Source organism: Paracoccus aerius, from assembly GCF_014656455.1.
In the GTDB taxonomy this organism is placed as follows: Bacteria; Pseudomonadota; Alphaproteobacteria; order Rhodobacterales; family Rhodobacteraceae; genus Paracoccus; species Paracoccus aerius.
In genome coordinates, this window is the sequence record NZ_BNCL01000011.1 from 54,910 (window position 1) to 80,056 (window position 25,147).

Genomic DNA, 25,147 nt, shown 5'->3' on the forward strand with positions numbered 1-25,147 from the left:
GTCTGCCGGACCGGATCACTATATCTGAGGGAGTTCGGGTATGGCAGACGCAGCCGTTCATGGCCACGACGACCATCACGACCAACGCGGGTTCTTCACCCGCTGGTTCATGTCCACCAATCACAAGGACATCGGTATTCTTTACCTGTTCACCGCAGGGATCGTGGGGCTGATCGCGGTCAGCTTCACGGTCTACATGCGGATGGAGCTGCAAAACCCCGGCGTGCAGTTCATGTGCCTGGAAGGCGCGCGCTTCATTGCCGATTCGACCGCCGAATGCACCCCGAACGGCCATCTGTGGAACGTGATGATCACCTATCACGGCGTCCTGATGATGTTCTTCGTGGTGATCCCGGCGCTGTTCGGCGGCTTTGGCAACTATTTCATGCCGCTGCAGATCGGCGCGCCGGACATGAGCTTCCCGCGCCTGAACAACCTGTCCTACTGGATGTATGTGGCCGGCGTCTGCCTGGGCATCGCCTCGCTGCTGGCACCGGGCGGGTCCGACCAGCTTGGCTCGGGCGTGGGCTGGGTCATGTATCCGCCCCTGTCCACGACCGAGGCCGGCTATTCCATGGACCTAGCGATCTTCGCGGTCCACGTGTCGGGCGCCTCGTCGATCCTGGGGTCGATCAACATCATCACCACCTTCCTGAACATGCGCGCCCCCGGCATGACCCTGTTCAAGGTGCCGCTGTTCGCCTGGTCGGTCTTCATCACCGCCTGGCTGATCCTGCTGGCCCTGCCCGTCCTGGCCGGCGCCATCACCATGCTGCTGATGGACCGCAACTTCGGCACCAACTTCTTCAACCCGGCCGGCGGCGGCGACCCGGTGCTGTACCAGCACATCCTGTGGTTCTTCGGCCATCCGGAAGTCTACATCATCATCCTGCCGGGCTTCGGCATCATCAGCCACGTCATCGCCACCTTCGCTAAGAAGCCGATCTTCGGCTATCTTCCGATGGTCCTGGCCATGGCCGCGATCGGGGTGCTGGGCTTCGTCGTCTGGGCGCACCACATGTACACGGTCGGCATGTCGCTGACCCAGCAGTCCTATTTCATGCTGGCCACCATGACGATCGCCGTGCCCACGGGCATCAAGGTCTTCTCGTGGATCGCGACGATGTGGGGCGGCTCGATCGAGTTCAAGACGCCCATGCTCTGGGCCTTCGGCTTCCTGTTCCTGTTCACCGTGGGCGGCGTGACCGGCGTCGTGCTGTCGCAGGCCCCCCTGGACCGCGTTTACCACGATACCTACTACGTCGTGGCGCACTTCCACTATGTGATGTCGCTGGGCGCCGTCTTCGCGCTGTTCGCGGGGATCTATTTCTGGATCGGCAAGATGTCGGGCCGGCAATATCCGGAATGGGCGGGCAAGCTGCATTTCTGGACGATGTTCATCGGCGCCAACCTGACCTTCTTCCCGCAGCACTTCCTGGGCCGCCAGGGGATGCCGCGCCGCTACATCGACTATCCGGTGGAATACGCCTACTGGAACTACATCAGTTCGTTGGGCGCCTATCTGTCCTTTGCGTCCTTCCTGTTCTTCATCGGCGTGGTCTTCTACACGCTGTTCGCCGGCAAGCGCGTGACCGAGAACAACTACTGGAACGAGTTCGCGGACACGCTGGAATGGACCCTGCCCTCGCCCCCGCCCGAACACACGTTCGAGCAGCTTCCCAAGCGCGAGGACTGGGACCGCAGCCACGCGCACTGATGCCCTATGAATGGAAAGACACGGCCCCGGATGATACCGGGGCCGTTTCATATCAACTGCGGCTCTGGCCCTACCAGTCGCTGCCGCCGAAGGGATTCGTCTGGTTCATCGGCCTGACGGCGGGGTTCATGGCGCTGCCGGTCGTGGCGACGCTGGGCACCGCCGTCCTCTGGGGACTTCTGCCCTTCGTCCTGCTGGTGATCGGCGGCGTCTGGTATGCGATCCAGCACAGCTTTCGCCGGGGCCAGACGGCCGAGGAACTGCTGCTTAACCGCCGCACCGCGCAGGTGATCCGCCGCGATCCCGGCGGCGGCTTGCGGGAATGGACCACCAACAGCTATTGGCTGCGCCCGATCCTGCGGCGTGGCCCGGTCGAATCCTACCTGACCCTGACCGACGGCAAGCGCGAAATCGAACTGGGTGCCTTCCTGACCCCGCAGGAACGCCGCCACCTGCATGACGACCTGCTGAGGCGACTGGCCAACCTGCGCTAGGCGCGGGTGTCAATCGCCTTTATGCTCGGGCTTGCCCTTGCGCTTGGTTTCGGCAAGATCCTTCAGCTGGCTTTCGGACATGCTGTCATGCATGTCCCTGGACGCCCCTTGAAGGTCCTTGACCTTGGTGTCGCCGCGCTTGGCGGACAGGGCCGCGCCTGCGGCTTTCTGCTGGGCTTTGGATTTGGCGGGCATGGCTGTTACCTCCTGCCCGCCCAAACGCGCCGGACGGCAGGTCAGTTCAGCAGCCGCGCCTTGACCATCGGTCCCACCGCGCCGAAATCCATCTGCCCGGCATGACGATCGCGCAGTTCCGCCATAACGCGCCCCATGTCGCGGATGCTGGCCGCACCCAGCGAGGCGATGGCCGCGTCAATTGCAACGGCGGTTTCGGCCTCGTCAAGCTGACGGGGCAGGAACTCCTGGATGACGCCGATCTCGGCCTCTTCCTTCTGGGCCAGCTCCAACCGGCCGCCTTCCTCGTAGGCCTTGGCCGATTCCTGGCGCTGCTTGACCATCTTCGACAGGATCGCGATCAGGTCCTGGTCGCCCAGCGTGCCGTCGCCGTCGCCCGTGCGGGCCGCGATCTCGCGGTCCTTGATGGCGGCGCCGATCAGGCGCAGCGTGGACAGGCGTGCGCTGTCCTTGGCCTTCATGGCGTCCTTGGTGGCAGCTTGCAGCGTGGCTCGCAGGTCCATTGTCAGCGTCTCCGGGTCGCGAAAGCCTGCGATGTAGGCCAGCGACCCGGCCAGATCAAGGGTGGCCGATGTCCTTGACCTTGGGCCGCCATCCCCATATTGACCGGCAGATTTCAGACAAAGGGTGCTTGCTATGGCCAACAAACCGACCGCCTGCCTTGCGCTTGCCGACGGAACCGTCTTCTATGGCCAGGGCTTCGGCGCCCCGGGGGAAGTGGTGGCCGAGCTGGTCTTCAACACCGCCATGACCGGCTATCAGGAGATCATGACGGATCCCTCGTACGCCAGTCAGATCGTCACCTTCACCTTTCCCCATATCGGCAATACCGGCATCACCCCCGAGGATGACGAGGCACCCGATCCCGTCGCAAGCGGCATCGTCGTCCGCTGGGATCCGACCGACCCGTCCAACTGGCGCGCCGCAGGCGACCTGCCCGGCTGGATGGCCCGGCGCGGGCGCATCGGCATCGGCGGCGTGGATACCCGCCGCCTGACCCGCGCGATCCGCCAGCAGGGCGCCCCTCATGTGGTGCTTGCCCATGATCCCGACGGCAACTTCGACATCGCGGCGATGGTCGCCAAGGCCCGCAACTGGACAGGCCTCGTGGGCCTTGATCTGGCAAAGGATGTCAGCTGCCGGCAAAGCTATCGCTGGACCCAGGGCGCATGGGAATGGAGCAAGGGCTTCGGCGAGGCTGCGCAAGACAAGCCCTTCAAGGTCGTCGCCCTGGATTACGGCGCCAAGCGCAACATCCTGCGGTCGCTGGTGGCCTTCGGCGCGGATGTGACGGTCCTGCCCGCCACCGCCACGGCCGAGGAAGTCCTGGCCCATGAACCCGAAGGCGTGTTCCTGTCGAACGGCCCCGGCGACCCGGCGGCGACCGGCGAATATGCCGTACCCATGATCCAGAACCTGCTGGACCGCGACATGCCGATCTTCGGCATCTGCCTGGGCCACCAGATGCTGGCGCTTGCCCTTGGGGCGAAGACGGTGAAGATGAGCCATGGCCATCACGGCGCGAACCACCCGGTCCGAGACGTGCAGACCGGCAAGGTCGAGATCACCTCGATGAACCACGGCTTCGCGGTGGACAGCCAGACCCTGCCCGCAGGTGTCGTGGAAACCCATGTCAGCCTGTTCGACGGCAGCAATTGCGGCATCCGCGTGGCCGACAGGCCGGTCTTTTCGGTGCAGTACCACCCCGAGGCCGCGCCAGGGCCGCAGGACAGCCTGTATCTGTTCAAGCGCTTTGCCGAGGCGATGCGCGACCGCCGGGGGGCTTAACCGCTTCTTAACCGGTTTCGTGCCAGTCATGGGCGATCCACAAGGGAATCGTCCATGGCCAGTCCGCAAACTGTTGCACGCCCCTTTCCCGCTGCGGCCGTGCAGCCGACCCTGGCGCCGCGCCACCAGCAACCCCTGGGCCAGATCCTTCTGGAAGACGGGGCGGTCGATCCCGGCAACCTGCTGAAGGCCAGCGTCATGCGCGGGCGGCAGGACAGCCGCCTGGGCCAGATCCTCCTGTCGCAAGGCTGGGTCACGCCCGAGGCGCTGTTGCGCGCGCTGTGCCGCCAATGGCGCACCACCGCCCTGGATCCCATCCGCAGGCCTGGCGATCCCCGCCTGATCGACATCCTTGGCGCCGAGTTCTGCCTTGCAAACGCCGTGCTTCCCTGGCGGCGCATCGGCGGCGTGACCTGGATCGCCACCGCTCGACCCGAAGCGTTCGAGGCGCTGATTCCAGGGCTGCCGGAAAGCTTCGGCCAGGTACGGATGCTGCTGTGCTCGGAAGACCAGATCCAGGGCGCAATCCTCGCCTCGCGCCGCATCGCCATGATCCGCAAGGCCGAGATGCGCGTTCCCGCCGCCGAATCATGCCGTTCGAGGAATGAGGCTCGGACCGGCCGCATCGCGCTTGGGGCGATCGCGCTGCTGGTCCTGGGGCTGTGGCTGATCCCGGTCGCGGTGCTGTCGCTGCTGACCGCCTGGGCCACGGTGTCGCTGGTCGCGCAAAGCGGGCTGAAGCTGATGGCGCTGCTGGCTACCCGGCGCATCAGGGCCGAGGAACGCGTTCAGGCCGAAGGGCTTACCTCCGGCAAGGCTGCGCGAGCCGAGATGACCGGCCCGCTGCCCGTGATCTCGGTCATGGTGCCGCTGTTTCGCGAAAGCGATGTCGCGGGCAAGCTGGTGGGCCGCCTGTCGCGGCTGGATTATCCGCGCGAACTGACCGACATCCTTCTGGTGATCGAGGCCAGCGACCAGGTGACCCGCAACGCCATCCAGGGCGCGCGCCTGCCCGGCTGGATCCGTGTGGTCGAGGTGCCGAATGGCCCTGTCCAGACCAAGCCGCGCGCGCTGAACTATGCGCTGAACTTCTGCCGCGGCGCGATCATCGGCGTCTGGGATGCCGAGGACCGGCCCGATTCCGACCAGTTGCACAAGGTAGCGCGCGGTTTCCACTTTGCGCCCGCCGACGTGGCCTGCCTGCAGGGCGCGCTTGATTACTACAACCCGCGCACCAACTGGCTGGCCCGCTGCTTCACCGTTGAATACGCGTCTTGGTTCCGGGTGATCCTGCCCGGCGTCGCGCGGCTTGGACTGGTCGTTCCCCTGGGCGGCACGACGCTGTTCTTCCGCCGGGACGTGCTGGAACAGGTTGGCGCCTGGGACGCCTGGAACGTGACCGAGGACGCGGACCTGGGCGTGCGCTTGGCGCGGCGCGGCTGGCGGACCGAGATCATCGACACCACCACGGACGAGGAGGCGAACTGCCGCGCCCTGCCCTGGATCAAGCAGCGGTCCCGCTGGCTCAAGGGCTATGCGATGACCTGGGGCGTCCACATGCGCGACCCGCGCGCGCTGTGGCGCGAGCTTGGCCCCTGGCGGTTCCTGGGCTTCCAGATCCAGTTCCTGGGCAGCCTGTCGCAATACCTGCTGGCCCCCATCCTGTGGAGCTTCTGGCTGCTGAGCCTGGGCCTGCCCCACCCCCTGCGCGAACCCCTGGCGGGCGTCTGGGGCGGCTATGCGATCCCCGCGCTGTTCGGCACCTTCATCGTCTCGGAACTGCTGTCCATCGGCGTGGGCATATGGGCCGTGCGCGGCGACAAGCACCGGCACCTGACGGCCTGGGTGCCCAGCCTGCACCTGTATTTCCCGCTGGGCTGCCTGGCAGGATGGAAGGCGATCTACGAAGTGGTCGTGAAGCCCTTCTATTGGGACAAGACCGCGCATGGCATCTATGACGCCGCCGACGCTGCGGTCGTGGTGGCGGATGGCACGGTGCCGGTGCCGTTGCTGGGCCAGATCGGCGAACGCCGGGATGCCGCCCTGCCGAAGGAACCGGCGATCGCAGCCACCCTGGACGCGATCGCCGCCCCGCCGATCCGCAAGAGCGCCTAGGCCGCCGGCGCGCCCGAAGCCACCGGAAGGGCCGCGTCGATCAGGGCGGCCGCTTCGGTGCAGGAATGGCGCAGGCGGTCGGCCAGTTCCGTGACCGATGCCGCACCGCTTTCCCGCAAAAGGAATTCCTGCCCGCCCAAACCTATGTCGTCCATGTCCAGCGGCTTGCCCGTCAGCAATCGACCCGAGGCGTGCAGACGCCACAGGAACCGCCAGATCGACCCCAGCTTGTCGGCATCCACGGCCGTGATCAGTCCCGCCCGCCGGCCCGCCCGCAACTGCGCCAGCGTCCCCCGTGCCGGGTCCCCCGTCCGCAGCGCCAGGGATTGCGCCAGCAGGTCGATGTCCTGCAACCGGCCAGGGCCGACCTTGGCCTCCCATACCCCGTCCAGCGGGCGCGCCGCAAAGATCCTTTCGCGCATGTCTGCCAGGTCGGGCATCACGCGCGCATCGGTGCCCCGCCCGCGCAGGACGGACAGCCGCAGCGCCTCGACATCGCGGGCCAAAGCCTCGGCCCCTTCTCCGGCAAGCGCCACCACGCGGGCGCGGGTCAGGGCCAGATGTTCCCAAGTCCAGGCCTCGGTCATCTGGTAGCTTTCGAAGCTCTGGATGGCGGTCGCGACCGGCCCCTGCCGCCCCGAGGGGCGCAGCCGCATATCCACCTCGTAAAGCCGCCCTTCGGCCGTGGGGGCCGAGGCGGCGGTGATCATGGCCTGCGTCAGCCGCGCATAATAGGGCCGCGCCGCCAAGGGGCGCGGCCCGTCCGAGGCCTCGGCCCCCTCTGCATCATAGATCACGATCAGGTCCAGGTCCGACCCGGCATTCAGCGTGCGCGCGCCCAGCGACCCCATGCCCAGCACCACGGCCCCCCGGCCCGGCGGCGCGCCATGCTTGCGGGCGAAATCGGCCGTGGTGACGGGAAACAGCGCGGCGATGCAGGCATCGGCAATATCGGCATACTGGCCCGCCGCCTCGTCCGCGTCGATCAGGCCGCGCAGGTGATGGACGCCCACGCGAAAATGCCATTCATGCGCCCAGCGGCGGGCACTGTCCAAGGCGGCCTCGTATCCGCCGCCGGAACCGTTCAGTGCCGCCTGCAGCACGCGGTCCAGATCAGCACGCAATCCTTGGGCACCGGGCCAGGGTGAAAAGAAACTGCCCCCCAGAACCGCATCCAGCACCGCCGAATGGCGCGTCAGATAGGCCGCGAGCCCCGGCGCGCTGCCGCAGATATCGACCAGCAGGTCGATCAACTGCGGATTGGCCTCGAACAGGGAAAAGATCTGCACCCCGGCGGGCAGCGCCGACAAGAAGGCATCGAATCGGGACAGCGCCTCGTCGGGGTGGCCGGTCCTGGCCATGCGGCACAAGAGCTCCGGTTCGACTCGCCGGAAGATTTGCTGCGCGCGGGCGGACCGCAGCGCGGAATAGGTTTGCCATCGGTCGATGATCGCCTGCGCTTCGGCCGAGATCGACGGACGCTGCACAGCCTCGCCCGGCGCAAAGAAGGTTTCGGTCAGGTCGTGCACATGATCCAGCCGCGCGCGCAGCCGGATCGACCAGGCATCGGCATCCGCCTCTCCCATCAAGGCAGCGATCAGGGCCAGTCCGGCCCCGTCCTTGGGCACGGAATGGGTCTGGGCGTCATTCACCATCTGGATGCGATGTTCGATGTCCCGGTGCTGGCGGTAATGATCGGTCAGGTCGCGCGCCACATCCGCCGGGATCCAGCCCTTGTCCGCCAGGGCCGCCAGCCCGCCCACCGTGTCGCGGCATCGCAGGTCCGGGTCGCGCCCGCCCGCGATCAACTGGCGGGTCTGGGTGAAGAACTCGATCTCTCGGATGCCGCCGCGGCCCAGCTTCATGTTGTGGCCCGGGATCTCCAACCGTCCGCCCAGCCCCTTGTGGTCGCGGATCCGCAGGCGCATGTCGTGGGCGTCCTGGATCGCGGCGAAATCCAGGTGCTTGCGCCAGACGAAGGGCCGCAACTCGCGCAGGAACCGTTCACCCGCCGCGATGTCGCCTGCCGCAGCACGGGCCTTGATGAAGGCTGCGCGTTCCCAGGTGCGGCCCTCGGCCTCGTAATAGGCAAGCGCGGCGGCGGCCGAAAGGCAGACGGGCGTCACCGCAGCATCGGGGCGCAAGCGCAGGTCGGTGCGGAAGACATAGCCGTGCTCGGTCACCTCGGACAGCATCGTCGCCATCTTGCGCGTGGCCCGGATCAGCGCGGCGCGGGCGTCCTGCTGGTGGGCATCGGCGTAGGCGGTCTCGTCGAACAGCACGATCAGGTCGATGTCGGAGCTGTAGTTCAGCTCTCGGGCGCCGCCCTTGCCCATTGCCAGGGCGAAGATCCCGCCCGCGTCCGCGTTGCTGGGCGGCAGCTTGCCACGACGGCGTTCCTGTGCCACCTGCGCACGCAGGGCCAGATCGACGGCGCGATCGGCTAGGTCGGACAGCGCGCCCGTCACCTGTTCCAGCGTCCAGACCCCGCCCAGATCTGCAAGCGCGGTCTGCAGCGCGACCCGCCGCTTGGCGCGGCGCAGCGCCACCGCCAGATCGTCGGCGGAGAGGTCCTCAAGTCCTGCGGTTTCGCGCGTGACCACGTCGTCGTGATCAAGCGCCCCCGGCAGCCAGGCCGCTTCCTTCTGCAGCAGCCCTGCCAGATAGGGGCTGCACCCCGCCACCCCGGCGATCAGCGCGGACAGGCGGGGATCAAGCGGCGGCAACTGCGCCAGCACGTGCTGGGCGCGGTCGGGGTCAACGGCGATGGGCTGGCGGGTGATGCGGGCGGCGAAATCCATGCGCGGCAGACTAGCCTAAGCCCTTGTGCCGTCAACGCCCGGCACCCAGATCGGTTCAAGGTTTAACCCTTTCGCGACTTGGCGGGTGAAGCAATCGTTGTTAGGCTTTCGCAAAATCGACAGGTGGGCACACGGATCCTTTTTGGCGCATGATCAGTTCCGCAACGACAATTCGCCGTAAGGGCCTGCGCTGATGCGCCATACCCTGCCCCATGCGCCGCAATTCTATGTGACGGCACCGCAGCCCTGCCCCTATCTGCATGGCCGGGCCGAACGCAAGCTGTTCACGGCGCTGCATGGCGACAACGCGGCCGAACTGAACAACGCTTTGTCCCGCCAAGGCTTCCGCCGGTCGCAGAACGTCCTCTACCGGCCCAGTTGCGAGAGCTGCGTGGCCTGCATGTCGGCGCGGATCCGGGTGGCGGACTTCAAGCCCTCGCGCACGCAGCGGCGGCTGATCCGGCGCAATTCGGGCCTGCGCCGCCTGGCGACAAGTGCCTGGGCGACCGAGGAGCAGTTCGACCTGTTCCGGCGCTATCTGGACAGCCGCCACGCCGATGGCGGCATGGCCGACATGGACATCTTCGAATTTGCCGCGATGATCGAGGAAACGCCGGTCAAGACCCGCGTGATCGAATACCGCTGCAACGGCGACCATCCGGAACGGCTGGCACCCGGCGATGACTTCCTGGCGGCCGTCTGCCTGACCGACGTGCTGGATGACGGGTTGAGCCTTGTCTACAGCTTCTATCACCCCATCCTGCAACCGGCGAGCCTGGGCACATATCTGATCCTGGACCATATCGAGATCGCGCGGGCCGCGAAGCTGCCCTACATCTATCTGGGCTATTGGGTGCCGGGCAGCCGCAAGATGGACTACAAGGCGCGCTTCTCGGCGCTTGAGATCTACAAAGGCGGGGTCTGGCAGAACATCGGCGACCCGGAAGATCATTCGAACGAGGCCCATCCCCTATCGGTCGACCCGATCGTGGAACAGGTGGCGCGGATTGCCCTGCCCCAGTTCGATCGCTGAACGGCGAAAGAAAATTACAAATTCCGCTCGGCCTGCGTCATTTTATCCGTGCCACCCCATTGACCATGGGGGACCGCGTCCATAGTTTGCCCCGACGCGCGCAACGGGATTCCCTGTGCCGCCTGCCTTGTTCTGATGGAGAAGAATGATGTCCCGAATGATGACGGGTGCGAGAATGGTTGTCGAAGCCTTGCGCGATCAGGGTGTCGACACGGTATTCGGCTATCCGGGCGGGGCGGTGCTACCCATTTATGACGAGCTGTTCCAGCAGAACGACATCACCCATGTCCTGGTGCGCCACGAACAGGGCGCGGTCCACATGGCCGAAGGCTATGCCCGGTCGACGGGAAAGCCGGGGGTGGTTCTGGTCACCTCTGGGCCCGGCGCCACGAACGCGGTCACCGGCCTGACCGACGCGCTGCTGGATTCGATCCCGCTGGTCGTGCTGTCGGGCCAGGTTCCGACCTTCATGATCGGCACCGACGGCTTCCAGGAAGCCGATACCGTCGGCATCACGCGGCCCTGCACCAAGCACAACTGGCTGGTGAAGGACACCGACAAATTGGCCGAGACCATCCACAAGGCCTTCCAGGTCGCGACCTCGGGTCGTCCGGGGCCGGTGCTGGTGGACATCCCGAAGGATGTCCAATTCGCCAGCGGCACCTATGTCGGGCCAAAGCAGGTCGAGCCCGGACGCTATCAGCCGGTCCGCAAGGGCGACATCCAGGCCATCACCCGCCTGGTCGAACTGATGGAGGGGGCCGAGCGCCCGATCCTTTACACCGGCGGCGGCGTCATCAATTCCGGTCCTGGCGCCAGCCAGTTGCTGCGCGAACTGGCCGATGCCACGGGCTTCCCGGTCACCTCGACGCTGATGGGGCTTGGCGCCTATCCGGCGTCGGGCAAGAACTGGCTGGGGATGCTGGGGATGCACGGGCTGTACGAGGCCAACCTGGCGATGCATGGCTGCGACCTGATGATAAACATCGGTGCGCGATTCGACGACCGGATCACCGGGCGCATTGCCGATTTCAGCCCGCATTCCGTCAAGGCGCATATCGACATCGACCCTTCCAGCATCAACAAGGTGGTCCGGGTGGATATTCCCATCGTCGGCGATGTGGGCCATGTCCTTGAAGACCTGCTGAAGGTCTGGAAATCGCGCGGCCGCAAGGTCAACAGCGCGGGCCTGCGCGACTGGTGGCAGCAGATCGAGGGCTGGAAGGCCAAGAACTGCCTTGGCTATCGAAACAGCGACACGTTGATCAAGCCGCAATACGCGCTTGAACGGCTGGAGGCGCTGACCAAGGGACGGGATCGGTACATCACGACCGAGGTCGGACAGCACCAGATGTGGGCCGCGCAATACCTGCATTTCGACGGGCCGAACCGCTGGATGACCTCGGGCGGGTTGGGGACGATGGGCTATGGCCTGCCTGCCAGCATCGGCGTGCAGATGGCCCATCCGGATGCCCTGGTCATCAACGTCGCGGGCGATGCAAGCTGGCTGATGAACATGCAGGAAATGGGCACCGCCGTTCAGTTCCGCTTGCCGGTGAAGCAGTTCATCCTGAACAACGAACGCCTTGGCATGGTCCGCCAGTGGCAGCAGTTGCTGCATGGCGAACGCTACAGCCAAAGCTGGTCGGACAGCCTGCCCGATTTCGTCAAGCTGGCCGAGGCCTTCGGCTGCAAGGGCGCGCTTGTGAAAGATCCGAAGGATCTGGACGATGCGATCCAGCAGATGCTGGATTATGACGGGCCATTCATTCTGGATGTGCTTGTCGAAAAGCATGAGAACTGCTTCCCGATGATCCCGTCCGGCAAGCCGCACAACGAGATGCTGCTGGGCGAGGCCGCGACCTTTGGCGTCATCGAATCGGAAGGCGCGGTTCTGGTCTGACCCATGCGTGGGGGCGGTGCCCCCACATCCCCCGGATATTTCTGCACAGAAGATGAAGGCAGAGCCATGAACGCTTTGAACATCCAGAAAGGCGCGTCCAGCCATTCGGCCTATGACCTGCGTGACCCCAATTCCCAAGTCGAGGAAAGCCATACCCTGGCCGTTCTGGTCGAGAACGAGCCGGGCGTGCTTGCCCGCGTCATCGGGCTGTTTTCCGGGCGCGGCTACAACATCGACAGCCTGACCGTGGCCGAGGTGGACCATACCGGCCACCGCTCGCGGATCACGATTGTCACGCGCGGCACGCCGGCGGTGATCGCGCAGGTCAAGGCGCAGCTTGGGCGGATCGTGCCGGTGCACGAGGTTCATGACCTGACGGTCGAAGGCCCGGCGGTGGAACGTGAACTGGGGCTGTTCAAGGTGCGCGGCCAGGGCGACAAGCGGGTCGAGGCGTTGCGAATCGCGGAAATCTTCCGCGCCAATGTGGTCGATTCTACGCTGGAAAGCTTTGTCTTCGAACTCGTCGGGACGCCGAGCAAGCTGGATGCATTCGCCGACCTGATGCGGCCGCTTGGTCTTTCGGATCTGGCGCGCACCGGCATCGCCGCCCTGTCGCGCGGGGCCTGAGCCGGGATCAGCGGGCGGCCGCGACTCGGAGCGCGGGTCCGGCCGGCTGCTGCTCCCTCGGGTCGGGGGAAACGACCTTTAGATGCGGTTCCGGGGGGGCCGAGCTTGCCCGAAGCATGGCGGGAAGATGCGAGAACTCCTGCTCGGACAGCATCGTCACGCGGCGGGCGTTGCGAAGGGCGCCGCTGACTTCGCTTTCCAGTTCGACCAGATCACCAGGCTGGGGCCAGCAGGCAGCATGGGCAAGGTTTTCCCGCCCTTGCAGATAAGCAAGGGACGCATGATCCTCGCACCAGATCACCGCCTTCTCGCGCTCTGCATTACTCCACACAACAACGCCGATCATTCCGACACTCCAAACGGATGCCGGTGGCATCACGTCAACCTGATCAAACACAATTGCACTTTATGTGCATGGTAATGATCACGAAAGCAGAATTCCGCCGATTTGCTAGTATTTTTTTAAGAGATTTTGGCAACTGTCTGCCAAAGGTTTTAGCTATGCAGCATTTTCGCCGTAAGTGGTTGAAATTGCCTCGGCCTTCAGCCGTTTTTTGCTTTCATAATTTGCGTAGACTGCAAGTTATTAATACCGCCGAGTTGAACTGTGGCAAATCTGCAATAGTCCCTGCGGTTGTAGCCAAACTTATCGTATTCGCCCGCTTTGAACATCGGCAACGGCCTGACGAACCTGCGCCAGTCGTGCCGCGCGAGGCGGGTGCGTGCCCAGGATGTGATCGCCGGGATCAGGAATACGTTCGAAGAAGCGCGATCCGTTGATGGGATCGAAACCCGCGTTCAGGGTCATGATGGCGCCCAGATAGTCGGCCTGAAGTTCCCAGTCGCGGGAATAATAGCGCGAACCAACGGACGCGCCGATTCGCTGCGCTGTCTCGATCGCTTCCTGGTTGTTGCCATAGACCGAGGCGATGCTGCCCAGGATCACCGCCCCCGCCGCGGCCGCCCCTGCCTTGCGGTCAAGGTGGTTCAGCACGTGATGGCTGGCCTCGTGGCCCACCACAAAGGCGATCTCGTCGCCGTTGCGGGTTTCTGCGATCAGCGACAGGGTGAAGCCGATGATGGGACGGCCCGTCGCGTCGATGGTCTGGAAGGCATTGGCTTCCTGGCCCGGCCGGTCGTCCACCACGAACTGGAAATCGCAATTGATGGGCTGGGTGCGCCGTTGCAGGCATTCTCGTTCGACCGCAGGCTCCATCCGGCGCATCACCGACACGAACATGCGGGCCGCCGATTGCGGGCTGCCGTCATTGGTCAGGACCGGCGCCGGCGCGGGAATCGTCGATCCATAGGGTCCGGTGGACGGGGGGATCTGGTCCTGCGGCAGCGGGGCGCAGGCCGCCACCCCCAGAAGACCTGCACCCAAGATCGCCGTGACCTGCTTCATCGCCCGCCTCATGCCGTTGCCGCACCTTTTGGCGGCGCGATCGTTACGCTTTGCTCGGCATGATCTTAGCGGCTTGCAGAATCCCGCGCAAACCCTGCCACTTGTTTGCAGGCCCACATCACGCGAATGTCGGCCGGAAGCAAGGAGGGCCGCGATGTTTACCATCGAGCATGATTTCGACGCCACCGTCATCACCCTGATCGACGAGGCCGATCCCGACACTGGCCCCTTGAACGAGGATGTGGTGATCCTGTCCTTTGACGACCGCGTGGTGCTGGAACAGGTCGGCCCCGACGACGAGGTGGTGCGCGTCACCCTGTCCATGCACCAGCTGACCGAGCTGCGGCTGGCCCTGAACCTGCCCGAGGGCAACTACCGGATCGACCGCGACTAGGTTGTGGCCCTTGCCGTTTTCAGGAACAACGCCGGAAAGGAGACAGCCATGACCTATCGCAACGATGCCGCCCTGGAGTTCCTGGCAACACGCCGGTCCCATCCGCCCAAGATGCTGCGCGAACCGGCCCCCGACCGGGCCGAGATCCTGCGCCTGCTGACGCTGGCTGCGCGTGTCCCCGATCATGGCAAGCTGGAGCCGTGGCGATTCGTCGTCCTGGAACGCCCGGCGCTTGACCGGCTGGGGCCGGTGCTGCGCGACCATGTGCTGGGGTCGGGGCAGGATGGGGCGGTGGCGGACAAGGCGGCCACGGCCTTCGCCTCGCCCGCGGTTGTCGCGGTCGTCTCGTGCCCTGTGGCCAGCGACAAGGTGCCCGGGTGGGAACAGTTCCTGTCGGCGGGCGCGGTTTGCCTGGGTCTCGTGAACGCGGCGCTTGCCTCTGGCTGGGGGGCGGCCTGGCTGACCGGCCCGGCGGTGCTGGACGAGACCTTTGGCCGCACTCATCTGGGCCTGTCCGACAACGAGCGGCTGGTGGGCCTGGTCCACCTGGGCAGCCGGGGTGAAGCTCCGCCCGAACGGCCGCGTCCCAATGTCGGCGCAAAGACAAGCTGGCTGGAATGATGGTCTTCCGCGCCCTTGCCCTGGGCTGGCTGGACCTGCTGCGCCCGCGGATCTTCCGCCTGGCGCTGATGGGCATCGGCCTGACCATCCTGCTGTTCGTCGCGCTGCAGTCGGGCCTGTTCTGGGCGATCCGCCGCTTCGTGCCGGGCGATTTCGCCTTGCCCTGGATCGGCACGCTGGATGTCGGCGCCGCCCTGTCCTGGGGATCGCTGGCGCTGTTCCCGGTGATGGGCTTCTTCCTGATGGCCCCAGTCGCGGCGGGCTTTGCGGGCCTGTTCGCCGAACGCGTCGCCGAAGTGGTCGAGGAGATGCATTATCCGGCACGTCGCGGCGGGTCGATCGACTTCTGGGACGGGCTGCTGGAATCGGTGGCGGTGGTGCTGGCCGTCCTGGCCGTTGCGATCGTGTCGCTGCTGGCCACGCCCTTTCTGGGGCCGCTGGCGCCGGTGCTGTTGTTCGGCGCGAATGGCTGGCTGCTGGGGCGCGAGTTCTTCCAGATGGCCGCGCGCCGTCACATGGACGAACCGCAGGCCACCGCGCTGCGCCAAGCCAATTCAGCCCGCGTGACGATGGCAGGCGTGCTGGTGGCGGTGGCCCTGGTGATCCCGCTGGTCAACATTGCGGTGCCGCTGCTGGCCGCGGCGGCCTTTACGCACCTGTTCCACCTGATCAGCGGAACATCCGGTCAAGATTCGCGATATCGGCGCGGGTGATCAGCCCGCCGAAGATCACATAGGCGATCGCCGCCCAGATGATCGCGGCAATGACCGAGGTCCAGATCAGCTTGGGCTTCAAGCGCAGGTCGGCGGGCGCGCCTGCATGGGTGCCGGGCACGATTTCCCCCGCGTCCTGCTGGCTGCGTTGGCCGATCAGGACCACGATGAACAGCGTCAGGAACCACAGGACGGCGTAAAGGACGATTCCTCCGGTCAGGTTCATCAGACTTGCTCCAGTTCGATCAGGCAGCCGTTGAAATCCTTGGGATGCAGGAACAGCACCGGCTTGCCATGGGCGCCGATCTTGGGTTCCCCGCTGCCCAGGACGCGGGCGCCTTCGGCCTTCAGGCGGTCGCGGGCGGCCAGGATGTCCTCCACCTCGAAGCACATGTGATGGATGCCGCCCGACGGGTTCTTGTCCAGGAAGCCCTTGATCGGGCTGTCTTCCCCCAAGGGATGAAGCAGTTCGACCTTTGTGTTGGGCAGTTCGATGAAGACCACCGTGACGCCGTGGTCGGGTTCGTCCTGCGGGGCGCCGACCTTGGCGCCAAGCGTGCCGGCATACTGGGCCGCGGCCGCGCCAAGGTCGGGAACAGCGATGGCAACGTGGTTGAGGCGTCCGATCATCTTTTCCTCCGGTTTTGCGGGGTTCTAGGCGTTTTGCGGGACCGGCGAAAGGAAAACCCGGCGGCATTAACGGCTTCTTAGCGAATCGGCGGCTAACTGGAAACGCGACATCGGTAGGGGATGAAGACATGCAGAAAGACATCGTGTCCGACATGATCGACACTTTGCCCATGTGGCGGGTTTCGACGCCGAACCGGCCGCTGACCGGCCTGACCGTGCTGGTGGTCGAGGATTCGCGCTTTGCCAGCGAAGCGGTGCGGCTGTTGTGCCTTCGCTCGGGCGCGCGGATCCGCCGGGCGGATTGCCTGCGTTCGGCCGAGCGGCATCTGCGGACCTATCGCCCGGCCGTGGTGATCGTCGATCTGGGCCTGCCCGACGGCGACGGGGCCGACCTGATCCGCCAGATTGCCGCGACCGAGCCTCGGGTCCCCGTCCTGCTGGGCATCTCGGGCGATCCGGACCTGGCCGACAGCGCCATGGCCGCGGGGGCCGACGGCTTCCTGCCCAAGCCGATCGAGAGCCTGGCCGTCTTCCAGCAGACCATTCTGGCGGCCCTTCCGGCCGAGGCGCGGGGCCACGGACTGCGCATCCTGCCGGATGAGGTGATCCAGCCCGACCCTTCGGGCCTGCGCGACGACCTAGCCCATGTGGCCGAGATCCTGGCCACCGCCCAAGACACCGCAGCGGTTGATTACATCGCGCATTTCCTGGCGGGTATCGCGCGGTCGGCCCATGACCCCGTCCTGGAAGCCGCAGCCACTGCCCTTGCCCGCGACCATGACGCCGGGCACTCGCTGGCCAGCGACCTGGCGCGGATCAGCGGCCTGGTGCAGGAACGCCTGGCCCGCGTCGCCAGCATGTAGCGATCAACCCAGGATGCGCGGGCTGTCGCCCATGTCGAGGCCTGGAAAAACGCTGCGCTCCAGCACGTCGCGTGGGATGTCGAACAGGTCGCGCATGACCCAGGCGGCATGGGCGCGGATGTCGCGCAGCGGCATCAGGTCGCGCCCGGCGTAAAGGTCGCCTTCGGCCAGTCCCGGCCAGCCCCCGATCGCGCGCCCGCCGCGGATGTTGCCGCCCGCCACAAGCATTGCCCCGCCCGTCCCGTGGTCCGTCCCGCCTGTGCCGTTTTCCCGCGCCGTCCGCCCGAACTCGGTCATCGCCAGGACCGTGGTGCGGCGCCAGTTCGTCCCCAGGTCGGCGCGCAGCGTCAGGATTGCCGCCCCAAGCCGTTGCAACGCACGTTCGATCACCGGACCCTGCCGCGCATGGCTGTCCCAGCCCGAGATCGAGAAGCTGGCGATCCGCGTCTCGGCGTTCAGGCGGTCGGCGGTGAAGCGGGCCAGGGCCTCGGCGTCGCGGGTGGGGCCTGCCTCGGTCTCGATCCGGGCCAGGTTGCCGTTGATGATGTCGATGGCCTGGTCCCCAGCCGGGCGGAACAGCGGGTCGTCGTGCCAGACATCGGCCAGCAGCCGCTGGCCTTGCGCCGACAGGCGGAACCGCGTCTGCGGCGCCCAGCTTTTCGCCGGTGCCGCCCCGTCCAGGATGCGCATGTCGTCCAGCCCCACCGAATAGGCCGTTTCCGACTGCACCCCCGGCATGGCCTGCAGCAGCCGGTTCAGCCAACCGTCGCGCAGGCGCATCGCCTCGACATCGGTGCCGGTCCCGGCCTCCAGCAGATCCTGCCCGTCGAAATGGCTCCGCTGGTCGCGATAAGGGGTGGACACCGCAGGCGCGAAGGCCAGTTCGCCCGACCGCCACAGCGGCATAAGCGGGGCAAGCGCCGGGTGCAGCGCGAAGAACCCGTCCAGATCCGCCGCCCCGCCATCGGGGCCCAGGGACAGGGTCCGGCGCAACCCGCGCAGGTTCGAATCGCCATAGGGCTGGAACACGTCCAGCCCGTCCATCGCGCCCCGCAGGATGATGACGACCAGCCGGTTCTCGCCTGGAAGGGCGGCAAAGGCCATGGGCGACAGCAGCGGATGGGCCGCGGCCGAACAGCCAATCAGGGCCGAGGATTTCAGGAACAGGCGGCGTGACAGCATCGCGTCATCTCCGGTTGAAATCGGGCGAGGCCAAAATCAGCGCCAGCCCCTCGGCCGGGCTTTCCGCCCGCGGCACCGCCCGGCGCAGCACCTCCGAGGCGCTGTCGCCAAGCGCCGTCTCCAGCACCGCGCGCGGGTCCGGCGGCTCAGGCAGCAGCTTCGGCAGCAGGCGCATCGTCCAGTCGATCCGTCCCGCCAATCCCTGGGCCGTGGCCCAGGCCGAGGCATCCTCGGGCCAGCCGTCCGGTCCGCGCGGCCGCCCCCACCGCTGCCCCATCAGCGCCATCCCGCCCAGGACAAGGTTCGTGAACTGGCGCTGATCCAGCGCCAGCACATCCGCGCCCGTCAGTCCACAGGCCCGCAGAGCTGCCACGATATAGTCCAGCGGCTGGCGCACCTTCTGGCGGAAGCAGCCGCGCAGTTCCGGGGCCTCGGCCAGGACCAGATAAAGGGTCGGCAGGTCGCCCCCGCTGTCGCGGAAGGCGCCAGCCAGCCTGTCCACCAATTCTGCAGGCGGATCATCGGCGACGAAATGCACCGCCAGCTTGCGGGCGATGTGCCGCGCGGTCGCATCATGCGCGGCCAGATCCTCGATCGCCTGCCGGATCGCGCCGTCATCATCGCCGCGCTCATAGGCCTTGCCCAGGACCCGGAAGCTGCCCGGTTCGGCCCAAGCCTTGTTGAAGAAGCTGCCGGTGTCGCGGACCGGGCGGAAGGTCAGCCCCGTCAGCAGCAGCGCCAGTTGGCGCACATCGGCCTGCGCATAACCTGAATCCGCGCCCAGGCTGTGCAATTCAATCATCTCGCGGGCCAGGTTCTCGTTCACGCCGCGCCCGCGCTTGCCTGCGGAAGAGTTCGGCCCAACCGACTGCACCTGGTCCAGATAGGTGATCATCCGGGAATGCGTCTCGGCGGCCAGCATCAGGTCGGCGAAGCGGCCGGCCAGGTGCGGGCGGATCGCCTCGTCCACGAAGGCGGCCGAGGCCACGGCGTCGAACAGGTTGCCCGTGACGACGGTGAAGTGGTCGGCCCAGAACTGCACCAGGCGTTCGCCGAAGCCGCCCCGGTCATCCACAGCGCGGGCGATCCTGACCTGCGGCGCGCGCATTCCCAGGTCCCGGACCGTTTCGCGCAGCCGCTTCAGCGCAGGCCGATCCGGTCCCCCCTTCCGCTGGTTCAGATCATGGTTGCGGATCCGGTGGGGCCGATAATCCCGCGCCATCGAGAAGCTGCGCGCGTCCGGTCCGGCCGAACCGACAGATCGGACCAGGGCCTGCGGATCGGCGGGCGGGTCGGCCAGGGGCGACAGGCCATAGCCAAGCCGGATTGCGGCCAGTTGGGGATAGGACAGCATTCGCGCCCCCTTGCAACGCGGGGGCCTTCCCCCGGCGCAAGGTTATGCACGCAGAAGGCGAATGTCAGATCACTCTTTCGGCAGGACGCGCAGGCGCAGGTCGCGCAACTGTTCGTTGGTGGGTTCGCTGGGCGCGCCCATCATCAGATCCTCGGCCCGCTGGTTCATCGGGAACATGATGACCTGCCGGATGTTCTGCTCGTCCGCCAGCAGCATCACGATCCGGTCGATGCCGGCAGCACAGCCCCCGTGCGGCGGCGCGCCATAGCGGAAGGCCTTGACCATGCCGCCGAAGCGCTTTTCGACCTCGGCTGCCGGATAGCCGGCCAGTTCGAAGGCCTTGAACATGATCTCGGGCTTGTGGTTGCGGATCGCGCCGGAAATCAGTTCATAGCCGTTGCAGGCGAGGTCGTACTGATAGCCCTTGACCTGCAAGGGATCACCGTTCAGCGCGTCCAGCCCGCCCTGCGGCATCGAGAACGGGTTGTGGCTGAAGTCGATCTTGCCGTCGTCGGTCTTCTCGTACATCGGGAAATCGACGATCCAGGCGAACTTGAACTGGTTTTCCTGTGTCAGGCCAAGCTCTCGCCCGATCTCGTTGCGGGCGCGGCCCGCGACGGCCTCGAACTGCTCGGGCTTGCCGCCCAGGAAGAAGACGGCATCGCCCTCGCCCAGGCCAAGCTGCTGGCGGATCGCCTCGGTCGGCTCGGCGCCAAGCGCCTTGGCGATCGGACCCGCGGCCTCGGTCGAGCCATCCTCGGCCTTGCGCCAGAAGATATAGCCCATGCCCGGCAGACCCTCGCGCTGCGCGAAGGCGTTCATGCGGTCGGCGAACTTGCGCGACCCGCCGGTGGGCGCGGGGATGGCGCGGATCTCGGTGCCTTCCTGTTCCAGCAGCTTGGCGAAGATGCCGAAGCCGGAACCGCGGAAGTGGTCGGACACCACCTGCATCTCGATCGGGTTGCGCAGGTCGGGCTTGTCGCTGCCGTATTTCAGCAGGGCTTCGGCATAGGGGATGCGCGGCCAGTTGGCATCGACGGGGCGGCCGCCCCCGAATTCTTCGAACAGGCCCTGGATCACGGGCTGGATCGCGGCGAAAACATCCTCCTGGTTCACGAAGGACATTTCCAGGTCAAGCTGGTAGAAGTCGGTCGGGCTGCGGTCGGCGCGCGGATCCTCGTCGCGGAAGCAGGGGGCGATCTGGAAATACTTGTCGAAGCCCGCGACCATGATCAGCTGCTTGAACTGCTGGGGGGCCTGCGGCAGGGCATAGAACTTGCCCGGATGCAGACGCGAGGGCACCAGGAAGTCGCGCGCGCCTTCGGGCGACGACGCGGTGATGATGGGCGTCTGGAATTCCGTGAAGCCCTGGTCCCACATGCGGTTGCGGATGGACCGGATCACCTTGGACCGCAGCATGATGTTGTTGTGCAGGCTTTCCCGGCGCAGATCCAGGAAGCGATAGGCGAGGCGCGTTTCCTCGGGGTATTCCTGGTCGCCGAAGACCGGCAGCGGCAGTTCGTCCGACGGGCCCAGGACTTCCAGGTCGGTGGCGTAGACCTCGATCTCGCCGGTGGGCAGCTTGGGGTTGACCAGGGACGCGTCGCGCAGCTTCACGCGGCCGTCGATGCGGATCACGGTTTCGGCGCGCAGCTTGTCCATCGCGGCGAAGGCGGGGCTGTCGCTGTCGGCCAGCACCTGCGTCATGCCGTAATGGTCGCGCAGATCGACGAACAGCACGCCCCCGTGGTCGCGGACCCGATGGACCCAGCCCGACAGGCGGACGGTTTCCCCTGCATGGGCGGCGGTCAGATCGCCGCAGGTATGGCTGCGATAGGCGTGCATGGTCGTTCCCCGAATAATCCGCCGTGCATCAAGCGCGGCAGGGGCGGGAAGTCAACCTGTCAGAACGGCCGCACCACGTTGCCGCTGTAGAAATAGACGCCCATGCCGACCGCGAACAGGATGTTGCCCGCCACCGCGTGCAGCACCCAGGCCGAGGGGAAGCCGTGGCGCAGATAGGCACGGGCGAAGAACCAGCCCCCCAGGAAGGTCAGGATCGCCACGATCCAGGACCAGTACATCAGGTGAGCGAATGAAAAGACCGCGGCGTTCAGCGCGATGGCCGCCCGCCCCCGGGGCAGGATGGCGGCGTAGCGATGGAAGAACAGCGGGCGGAAGATCAGTTCCTGCGGCAAGGCCGACAGGAAAGGATAGAACAGCCAGATCACCCCCAGGAACTCGGGCCGGGCGCGGGCCATCGCGAACAGCGCGCCAGGCCGGGTCTGCCACAGGATCAGCGCGCCCGCAGCCAGCGTGATCAGCGCGATGCCCGCGATCTCGGCCCAGGGCAGTCGGCGCCAGCCGCGCACCAGCGACCGCCAGCTGAAGCCTCCGGTCAGCCACAAAAGGCCCATCCCGGCCAGGCTGAACACCGCAAGCGCGCGGAACAGCAGATGGGGCGGCATGAACAGCGCGATGGCCAGCGGCGCCCCGACATAGAGTGCCGCGAACTCGACCCACAGCCGCGTGCGCGGCCTTACCGCGTCAGGCGCGTCTGCAACCATCGCACCCAATCCGCGCGGCTGCCCGCAAAGGCGTTGAGGTCGGTATTGCCCCGGATGCCCGGCACGATGCCGGTTCCGGTATATTGCCAGAAAGCCCAACGCTGGCCGGGATAGGGAACGCTGGGATGATTGGCGACGGATCGCAGCCAGAACTCGGCCCGCATGTCGCCCAGCCGATTGTCGCGGTAGAAATCGACCGTGGTATAGATGATCGGACGCTGACCGTAGTGGCGGCCCACGATCTCCATGAAGATCGAGGCCTGCTGCTTGATTTCCTGCGGCGAGGGCCGATAGGGACAGGTCCGCGAATTGGTCCATTCAAGGTCGATGACCGGCGGAAGCGAGCCGATCTCGCGCGGGACCTGGCGGATGAACCATGCCGCCTGCTCCGCCCCGCTGCGGCAGAAGTAGTAATAGTGATAGGCGCCGCGCGGGATGCGGGCATCGGCAGCCTCTCTCCAGTAGCGGTGGAAGTTCGGATCGTAATGATCTCCCCCCTCGGTGGCCTTGATGAAGGCAAAGCTGATGCCCGCGTTGCGGACCCGGTTCCAGTCGATATCGCCCTGCCAGCGCGACACGTCGATGCCATGGACGGCATGGCCGTAGGGATGGCGGCCACCCCAGTCATGCGGCGCCGAATCGCCCAGTTGAGGATTGGCGCCCGGCCCTGGCGCGGGCCGGTATCCGCCCCGTTCCGGCGTTCGCGAGCACGCAACCGCCAGCACCAGCATCAACCCAATCAACAGCTTCGATAGAACCCTCATCCTGCCCCCGTGACGTCCTGATCGGATCTTGTTCGGTCAGGCTTATCGCAAGGTCGTGAGGGAAAGTCACCGGGCCGTGACGGTCACGAGTGCGTCAGAAGCGGCCTATTGGTCCGCAGGTTCGCCCACAGCGACCGGGGCTGCTTCCGTTCCGCGCGCTTCGCCTTCTTCCAGTTGCGGTGTTCCTTCGGGCGACACCAGGGGCGGGGCCGTTCCGTCGGTGCCCTCGGCATTGGTCAGGGGGGTGCCTTCGGGTGGCGGCGTGGTCGAGATGCCGGCATTCTGTTCGTCCGTGCCGGGCCTGAACACGATGAATGCCACAAAGGCGGCGATCAGCACGATGGCGATCGCCGTCAGGGCCGGCACATGGCGGCGGGCCGAACGCTGCGGGTTGTTGTCGTTGTGGGACATGTGATCTTCTCCGATAGCTTGGCAAGCCAACTGCCGGAGGCAGGCCTAGTTCCTGTCGGGCACCAGCTTTCCGGGGTTCAGGATGTTGCGGGGGTCAAGCGCCGCCTTGATCTGCCCCATCAAGGCCCAGCCCTCGCCATGCTGGGCGCCCATCAATCCGCGCTTGCCCGTGCCGATGCCATGTTCGCCGCTGATCGTGCCGCCCACGGCAAGCGCGCGTTCGGCCATGCGCGTGGCGATCCGCTTGGCCGCGCCCACCTCGTCGGGATTGGCAGGATCCACCAGAAGCAGCGAATGGAAGTTGCCGTCGCCCACATGGCCCAGGATCGGTCCGATCAGCCCTTCGGCCGCGATATCCTCGGCTGCGGCATGGACGGCCGCGGGCAGATGCGACATCGGCACGCAAACATCGGTGATCAGCCCCGAGGCGCCGGGCCGCAGGGCAAGGCAGGCATGATAGGCACCGTGCCGCATCCGCCACAAACGCGCACGATCCTCGGCCGTGGTAGCCCAGTCGAACCCTTCGGCGCCGAACTCGGCGGCAATCTCGCCAAAGCGTGCCGCATCCTCGCGCACGGCGGCGGGGCTGCCGTGGAACTCGATCATCAGATGCGGCTTTTCCGGCAGGCTGCTGCCCGAATGCAGGTTGAAGGCCCGGGCGCTTGCCGCATCGACGAACTCGATCCGCGCCATGGGGATGCCGGACTGGATCGTCGCGCTGACGCATTCCACCGCATGATCCAGGCTGTCGAAGGCGCAGACGGCCGCGGCCACCTCCTCGGGTTGGCCCTGCAGCCGCAGGGTCAGTTCGGTGATGACGCCCAGCGTGCCTTCGGATCCGACGAACAGCCCGGTCAGGTCGTAACCGGCGCTGGACTTCGCCGCACGCGTGCCGGTGCGGATGATGCGCCCGTCCGCCAGCACGACCTGCAGCGCGATGACATTCTCGCGCATGGTGCCGTATCGCACCGCCGTGGTGCCGCTGGCCCGGGTGGCCGCCATGCCGCCAAGGCTGGCATTTGCGCCCGGATCGACCGGGAAGAACAGCCCCGTCGCGCGCAGTTCGGTGTTCAACGCCTCGCGCGTGACGCCGGGCTGGACGCTGGCCTGCATGTCTTCGGCGCGAACCTCGACAACCCGGTCCATCCGCAACAGATCCAGGCTCAGCCCGCCCGAAAGCGGCAGCGCGTGCCCTTCGAGAGAGGTGCCGGTTCCCCAGGCGATCACGGGAACCCCGGCCTCGTTGCAGATGCCCAGGATCCTTGATACCTCTTCGGCAGTCTCGGGCCAGGCCACGGCATCGGGCGGAGGCGAGCGGTGGAATGCCTCGGATTGGGCATGGTGGTCGCGGTCGGCTGCGGTTTCCGACAAGCGCGGACCCAGGACGGCCCGCAGGCGTTGGGCGGTCTCGGCAGGCAAGCTCATGGTCATTCCCTTGGTTGTTGCCAACAGGTTAGCGGGAAGATGAAACTTGGCAAACCCCACCGCGTTCTGTCATCAACGGTTTACAAAAGTGCCATAACGTCGCGCCAAAAGCCGTTGCCAGACCAAATTGGACTTTCCAGGACCG

At 66.3% G+C, this 25,147-nt stretch carries 25 protein-coding genes; 11 read left to right on the forward strand and 14 right to left on the reverse strand.

The annotated features are described in order from the left end of the window. The first annotated feature begins 40 nt into the window (after positions 1–40). Both ctaD and IE224_RS13320 read left to right on the forward strand, forming a co-directional pair. Positions 41–1,717: a cytochrome c oxidase subunit I gene (gene ctaD, locus IE224_RS13315; RefSeq protein WP_167622660.1), complete on the forward strand. Its 1,677-nt coding sequence runs from the start codon at positions 41–43 to the stop codon at positions 1,715–1,717. Then, positions 1,717–2,211 (forward strand): DUF2244 domain-containing protein, encoded by a 495-nt coding sequence (locus IE224_RS13320; protein WP_191311056.1) that lies wholly within the window; start codon positions 1,717–1,719, stop codon positions 2,209–2,211. Before ctaD ends, IE224_RS13320 begins: the two co-directional genes overlap by 1 nt. A 9-nt stretch (positions 2,212–2,220) precedes the next feature. Here IE224_RS13320 and IE224_RS13325 read toward each other — a convergent pair whose 3' ends face one another. Beyond that, on the reverse strand, positions 2,221–2,406 hold the full coding sequence (locus IE224_RS13325) for a DUF3008 family protein (RefSeq protein WP_167622662.1): 186 nt from the start codon (positions 2,404–2,406) through the stop codon (positions 2,221–2,223). Between the two features lie 41 nt (positions 2,407–2,447). Next, positions 2,448–2,909 (reverse strand): GatB/YqeY domain-containing protein, encoded by a 462-nt coding sequence (locus IE224_RS13330; protein WP_191311058.1) that lies wholly within the window; start codon positions 2,907–2,909, stop codon positions 2,448–2,450. Positions 2,910–3,042: 133 nt separating this feature from the next. On the opposite strand from IE224_RS13330, the gene carA reads away from it, so the two are divergent. Both carA and IE224_RS13340 read left to right on the forward strand, forming a co-directional pair. Continuing rightward, entirely contained in the window at positions 3,043–4,194 is a 1,152-nt protein-coding gene (carA, locus tag IE224_RS13335) for a glutamine-hydrolyzing carbamoyl-phosphate synthase small subunit (RefSeq protein ID WP_191311060.1), read from the forward strand. Between the two features lie 54 nt (positions 4,195–4,248). Then, complete coding sequence (locus IE224_RS13340) at positions 4,249–6,309, forward strand: glycosyltransferase (protein ID WP_191311062.1); 2,061 nt, start codon at positions 4,249–4,251, stop codon at positions 6,307–6,309. Here IE224_RS13340 and IE224_RS13345 read toward each other — a convergent pair. Beyond that, positions 6,306–9,110, reverse strand: a complete 2,805-nt coding sequence (locus tag IE224_RS13345) for a [protein-PII] uridylyltransferase family protein (protein ID WP_191311065.1) — start codon at positions 9,108–9,110, stop codon at positions 6,306–6,308. The two genes, IE224_RS13340 and IE224_RS13345, sit on opposite strands and share 4 nt — an antisense overlap. A 193-nt stretch (positions 9,111–9,303) precedes the next feature. Here IE224_RS13345 and IE224_RS13350 point away from each other — a divergent pair, with 193 nt between their 5' ends. The 3 genes from IE224_RS13350 to ilvN all read left to right on the forward strand — a co-directional run bounded on the left by IE224_RS13350 (position 9,304) and on the right by ilvN (position 12,673). Then, positions 9,304–10,143 carry an arginyltransferase gene (locus IE224_RS13350; RefSeq protein ID WP_167622668.1) on the forward strand — a complete coding sequence of 280 codons (840 nt, stop codon included), beginning with the start codon at positions 9,304–9,306 and terminating at the stop codon, positions 10,141–10,143. A gap of 148 nt (positions 10,144–10,291) precedes the next feature. Then, the gene (locus tag IE224_RS13355; RefSeq protein ID WP_191311122.1) at positions 10,292–12,046 is read left to right on the forward strand and encodes an acetolactate synthase 3 large subunit; all 1,755 of its coding nucleotides are present in this window, start codon (positions 10,292–10,294) and stop codon (positions 12,044–12,046) included. A 66-nt stretch (positions 12,047–12,112) separates the two neighbouring features. Then, complete coding sequence (gene ilvN, locus IE224_RS13360; protein WP_167622669.1) at positions 12,113–12,673, forward strand: acetolactate synthase small subunit; 561 nt, start codon at positions 12,113–12,115, stop codon at positions 12,671–12,673. Between the two features lie 7 nt (positions 12,674–12,680). On the opposite strand, the gene IE224_RS13365 is transcribed toward ilvN, so the two are convergent. Both IE224_RS13365 and IE224_RS13370 read right to left on the reverse strand, forming a co-directional pair. Further along, on the reverse strand, positions 12,681–13,019 hold the full coding sequence (locus IE224_RS13365; RefSeq protein WP_167622670.1) for a hypothetical protein: 339 nt from the start codon (positions 13,017–13,019) through the stop codon (positions 12,681–12,683). Between the two features lie 300 nt (positions 13,020–13,319). Further along, the gene (locus tag IE224_RS13370) at positions 13,320–14,078 is read right to left on the reverse strand and encodes a M48 family metallopeptidase (protein WP_229849379.1); all 759 of its coding nucleotides are present in this window, start codon (positions 14,076–14,078) and stop codon (positions 13,320–13,322) included. A 154-nt stretch (positions 14,079–14,232) separates the two neighbouring features. On the opposite strand from IE224_RS13370, the gene IE224_RS13375 reads away from it, so the two are divergent. Genes IE224_RS13375 through IE224_RS13385 form a run of 3 tightly spaced genes read left to right on the forward strand, consistent with a single transcriptional unit; the run spans position 14,233 to position 15,806 of the window. After that, a complete protein-coding gene (locus IE224_RS13375; RefSeq protein ID WP_167622672.1) occupies positions 14,233–14,472 on the forward strand; it encodes a DUF8831 family protein in 240 nt (79 codons plus the stop codon). Positions 14,473–14,520: 48 nt separating this feature from the next. After that, a complete protein-coding gene (locus IE224_RS13380; RefSeq protein ID WP_191311067.1) occupies positions 14,521–15,093 on the forward strand; it encodes a nitroreductase family protein in 573 nt (190 codons plus the stop codon). After that, entirely contained in the window at positions 15,090–15,806 is a 717-nt protein-coding gene (locus tag IE224_RS13385; RefSeq protein WP_229849380.1) for an EI24 domain-containing protein, read from the forward strand. The genes IE224_RS13380 and IE224_RS13385 overlap by 4 nt, the downstream gene beginning before the upstream one ends. On the opposite strand, the gene IE224_RS13390 is transcribed toward IE224_RS13385, so the two are convergent. After that, on the reverse strand, positions 15,763–16,032 hold the full coding sequence (locus IE224_RS13390; protein WP_167622674.1) for a DUF1467 family protein: 270 nt from the start codon (positions 16,030–16,032) through the stop codon (positions 15,763–15,765). The genes IE224_RS13385 and IE224_RS13390 overlap by 44 nt on opposite strands. Next, positions 16,032–16,436: a methylmalonyl-CoA epimerase gene (gene mce, locus IE224_RS13395; protein ID WP_167622675.1), complete on the reverse strand. Its 405-nt coding sequence runs from the start codon at positions 16,434–16,436 to the stop codon at positions 16,032–16,034. The genes IE224_RS13390 and mce overlap by 1 nt, the downstream gene beginning before the upstream one ends. A 128-nt stretch (positions 16,437–16,564) precedes the next feature. On the opposite strand from mce, the gene IE224_RS13400 reads away from it, so the two are divergent. Next, positions 16,565–17,299 (forward strand): response regulator, encoded by a 735-nt coding sequence (locus IE224_RS13400; protein ID WP_370528914.1) that lies wholly within the window; start codon positions 16,565–16,567, stop codon positions 17,297–17,299. Between the two features lie 3 nt (positions 17,300–17,302). Here IE224_RS13400 and IE224_RS13405 read toward each other — a convergent pair whose 3' ends face one another. The 7 genes from IE224_RS13405 to IE224_RS13435 form a co-directional block, all read right to left on the reverse strand. Next, positions 17,303–18,481 carry a DUF1501 domain-containing protein gene (locus IE224_RS13405; protein WP_191311069.1) on the reverse strand — a complete coding sequence of 393 codons (1,179 nt, stop codon included), beginning with the start codon at positions 18,479–18,481 and terminating at the stop codon, positions 17,303–17,305. A gap of 4 nt (positions 18,482–18,485) precedes the next feature. Beyond that, positions 18,486–19,835 carry a DUF1800 domain-containing protein gene (locus IE224_RS13410; RefSeq protein WP_191311072.1) on the reverse strand — a complete coding sequence of 450 codons (1,350 nt, stop codon included), beginning with the start codon at positions 19,833–19,835 and terminating at the stop codon, positions 18,486–18,488. A gap of 69 nt (positions 19,836–19,904) precedes the next feature. Next, positions 19,905–21,680: an aspartate--tRNA ligase gene (gene aspS, locus IE224_RS13415; RefSeq protein WP_191311073.1), complete on the reverse strand. Its 1,776-nt coding sequence runs from the start codon at positions 21,678–21,680 to the stop codon at positions 19,905–19,907. 59 nt (positions 21,681–21,739) lie between these two features. Further along, complete coding sequence (locus tag IE224_RS13420; RefSeq protein ID WP_191311074.1) at positions 21,740–22,402, reverse strand: CPBP family glutamic-type intramembrane protease; 663 nt, start codon at positions 22,400–22,402, stop codon at positions 21,740–21,742. Further along, positions 22,375–23,166: a glycoside hydrolase family 25 protein gene (locus IE224_RS13425; RefSeq protein WP_167622680.1), complete on the reverse strand. Its 792-nt coding sequence runs from the start codon at positions 23,164–23,166 to the stop codon at positions 22,375–22,377. The genes IE224_RS13420 and IE224_RS13425 overlap by 28 nt, the downstream gene beginning before the upstream one ends. Before the next feature lie 105 nt (positions 23,167–23,271). Next, the gene (locus IE224_RS13430) at positions 23,272–23,577 is read right to left on the reverse strand and encodes a hypothetical protein (protein ID WP_167622681.1); all 306 of its coding nucleotides are present in this window, start codon (positions 23,575–23,577) and stop codon (positions 23,272–23,274) included. 45 nt (positions 23,578–23,622) lie between these two features. Further along, on the reverse strand, positions 23,623–25,002 hold the full coding sequence (locus IE224_RS13435) for an FAD-binding oxidoreductase (protein ID WP_191311075.1): 1,380 nt from the start codon (positions 25,000–25,002) through the stop codon (positions 23,623–23,625). Positions 25,003–25,147: the final 145 nt, after the last annotated feature.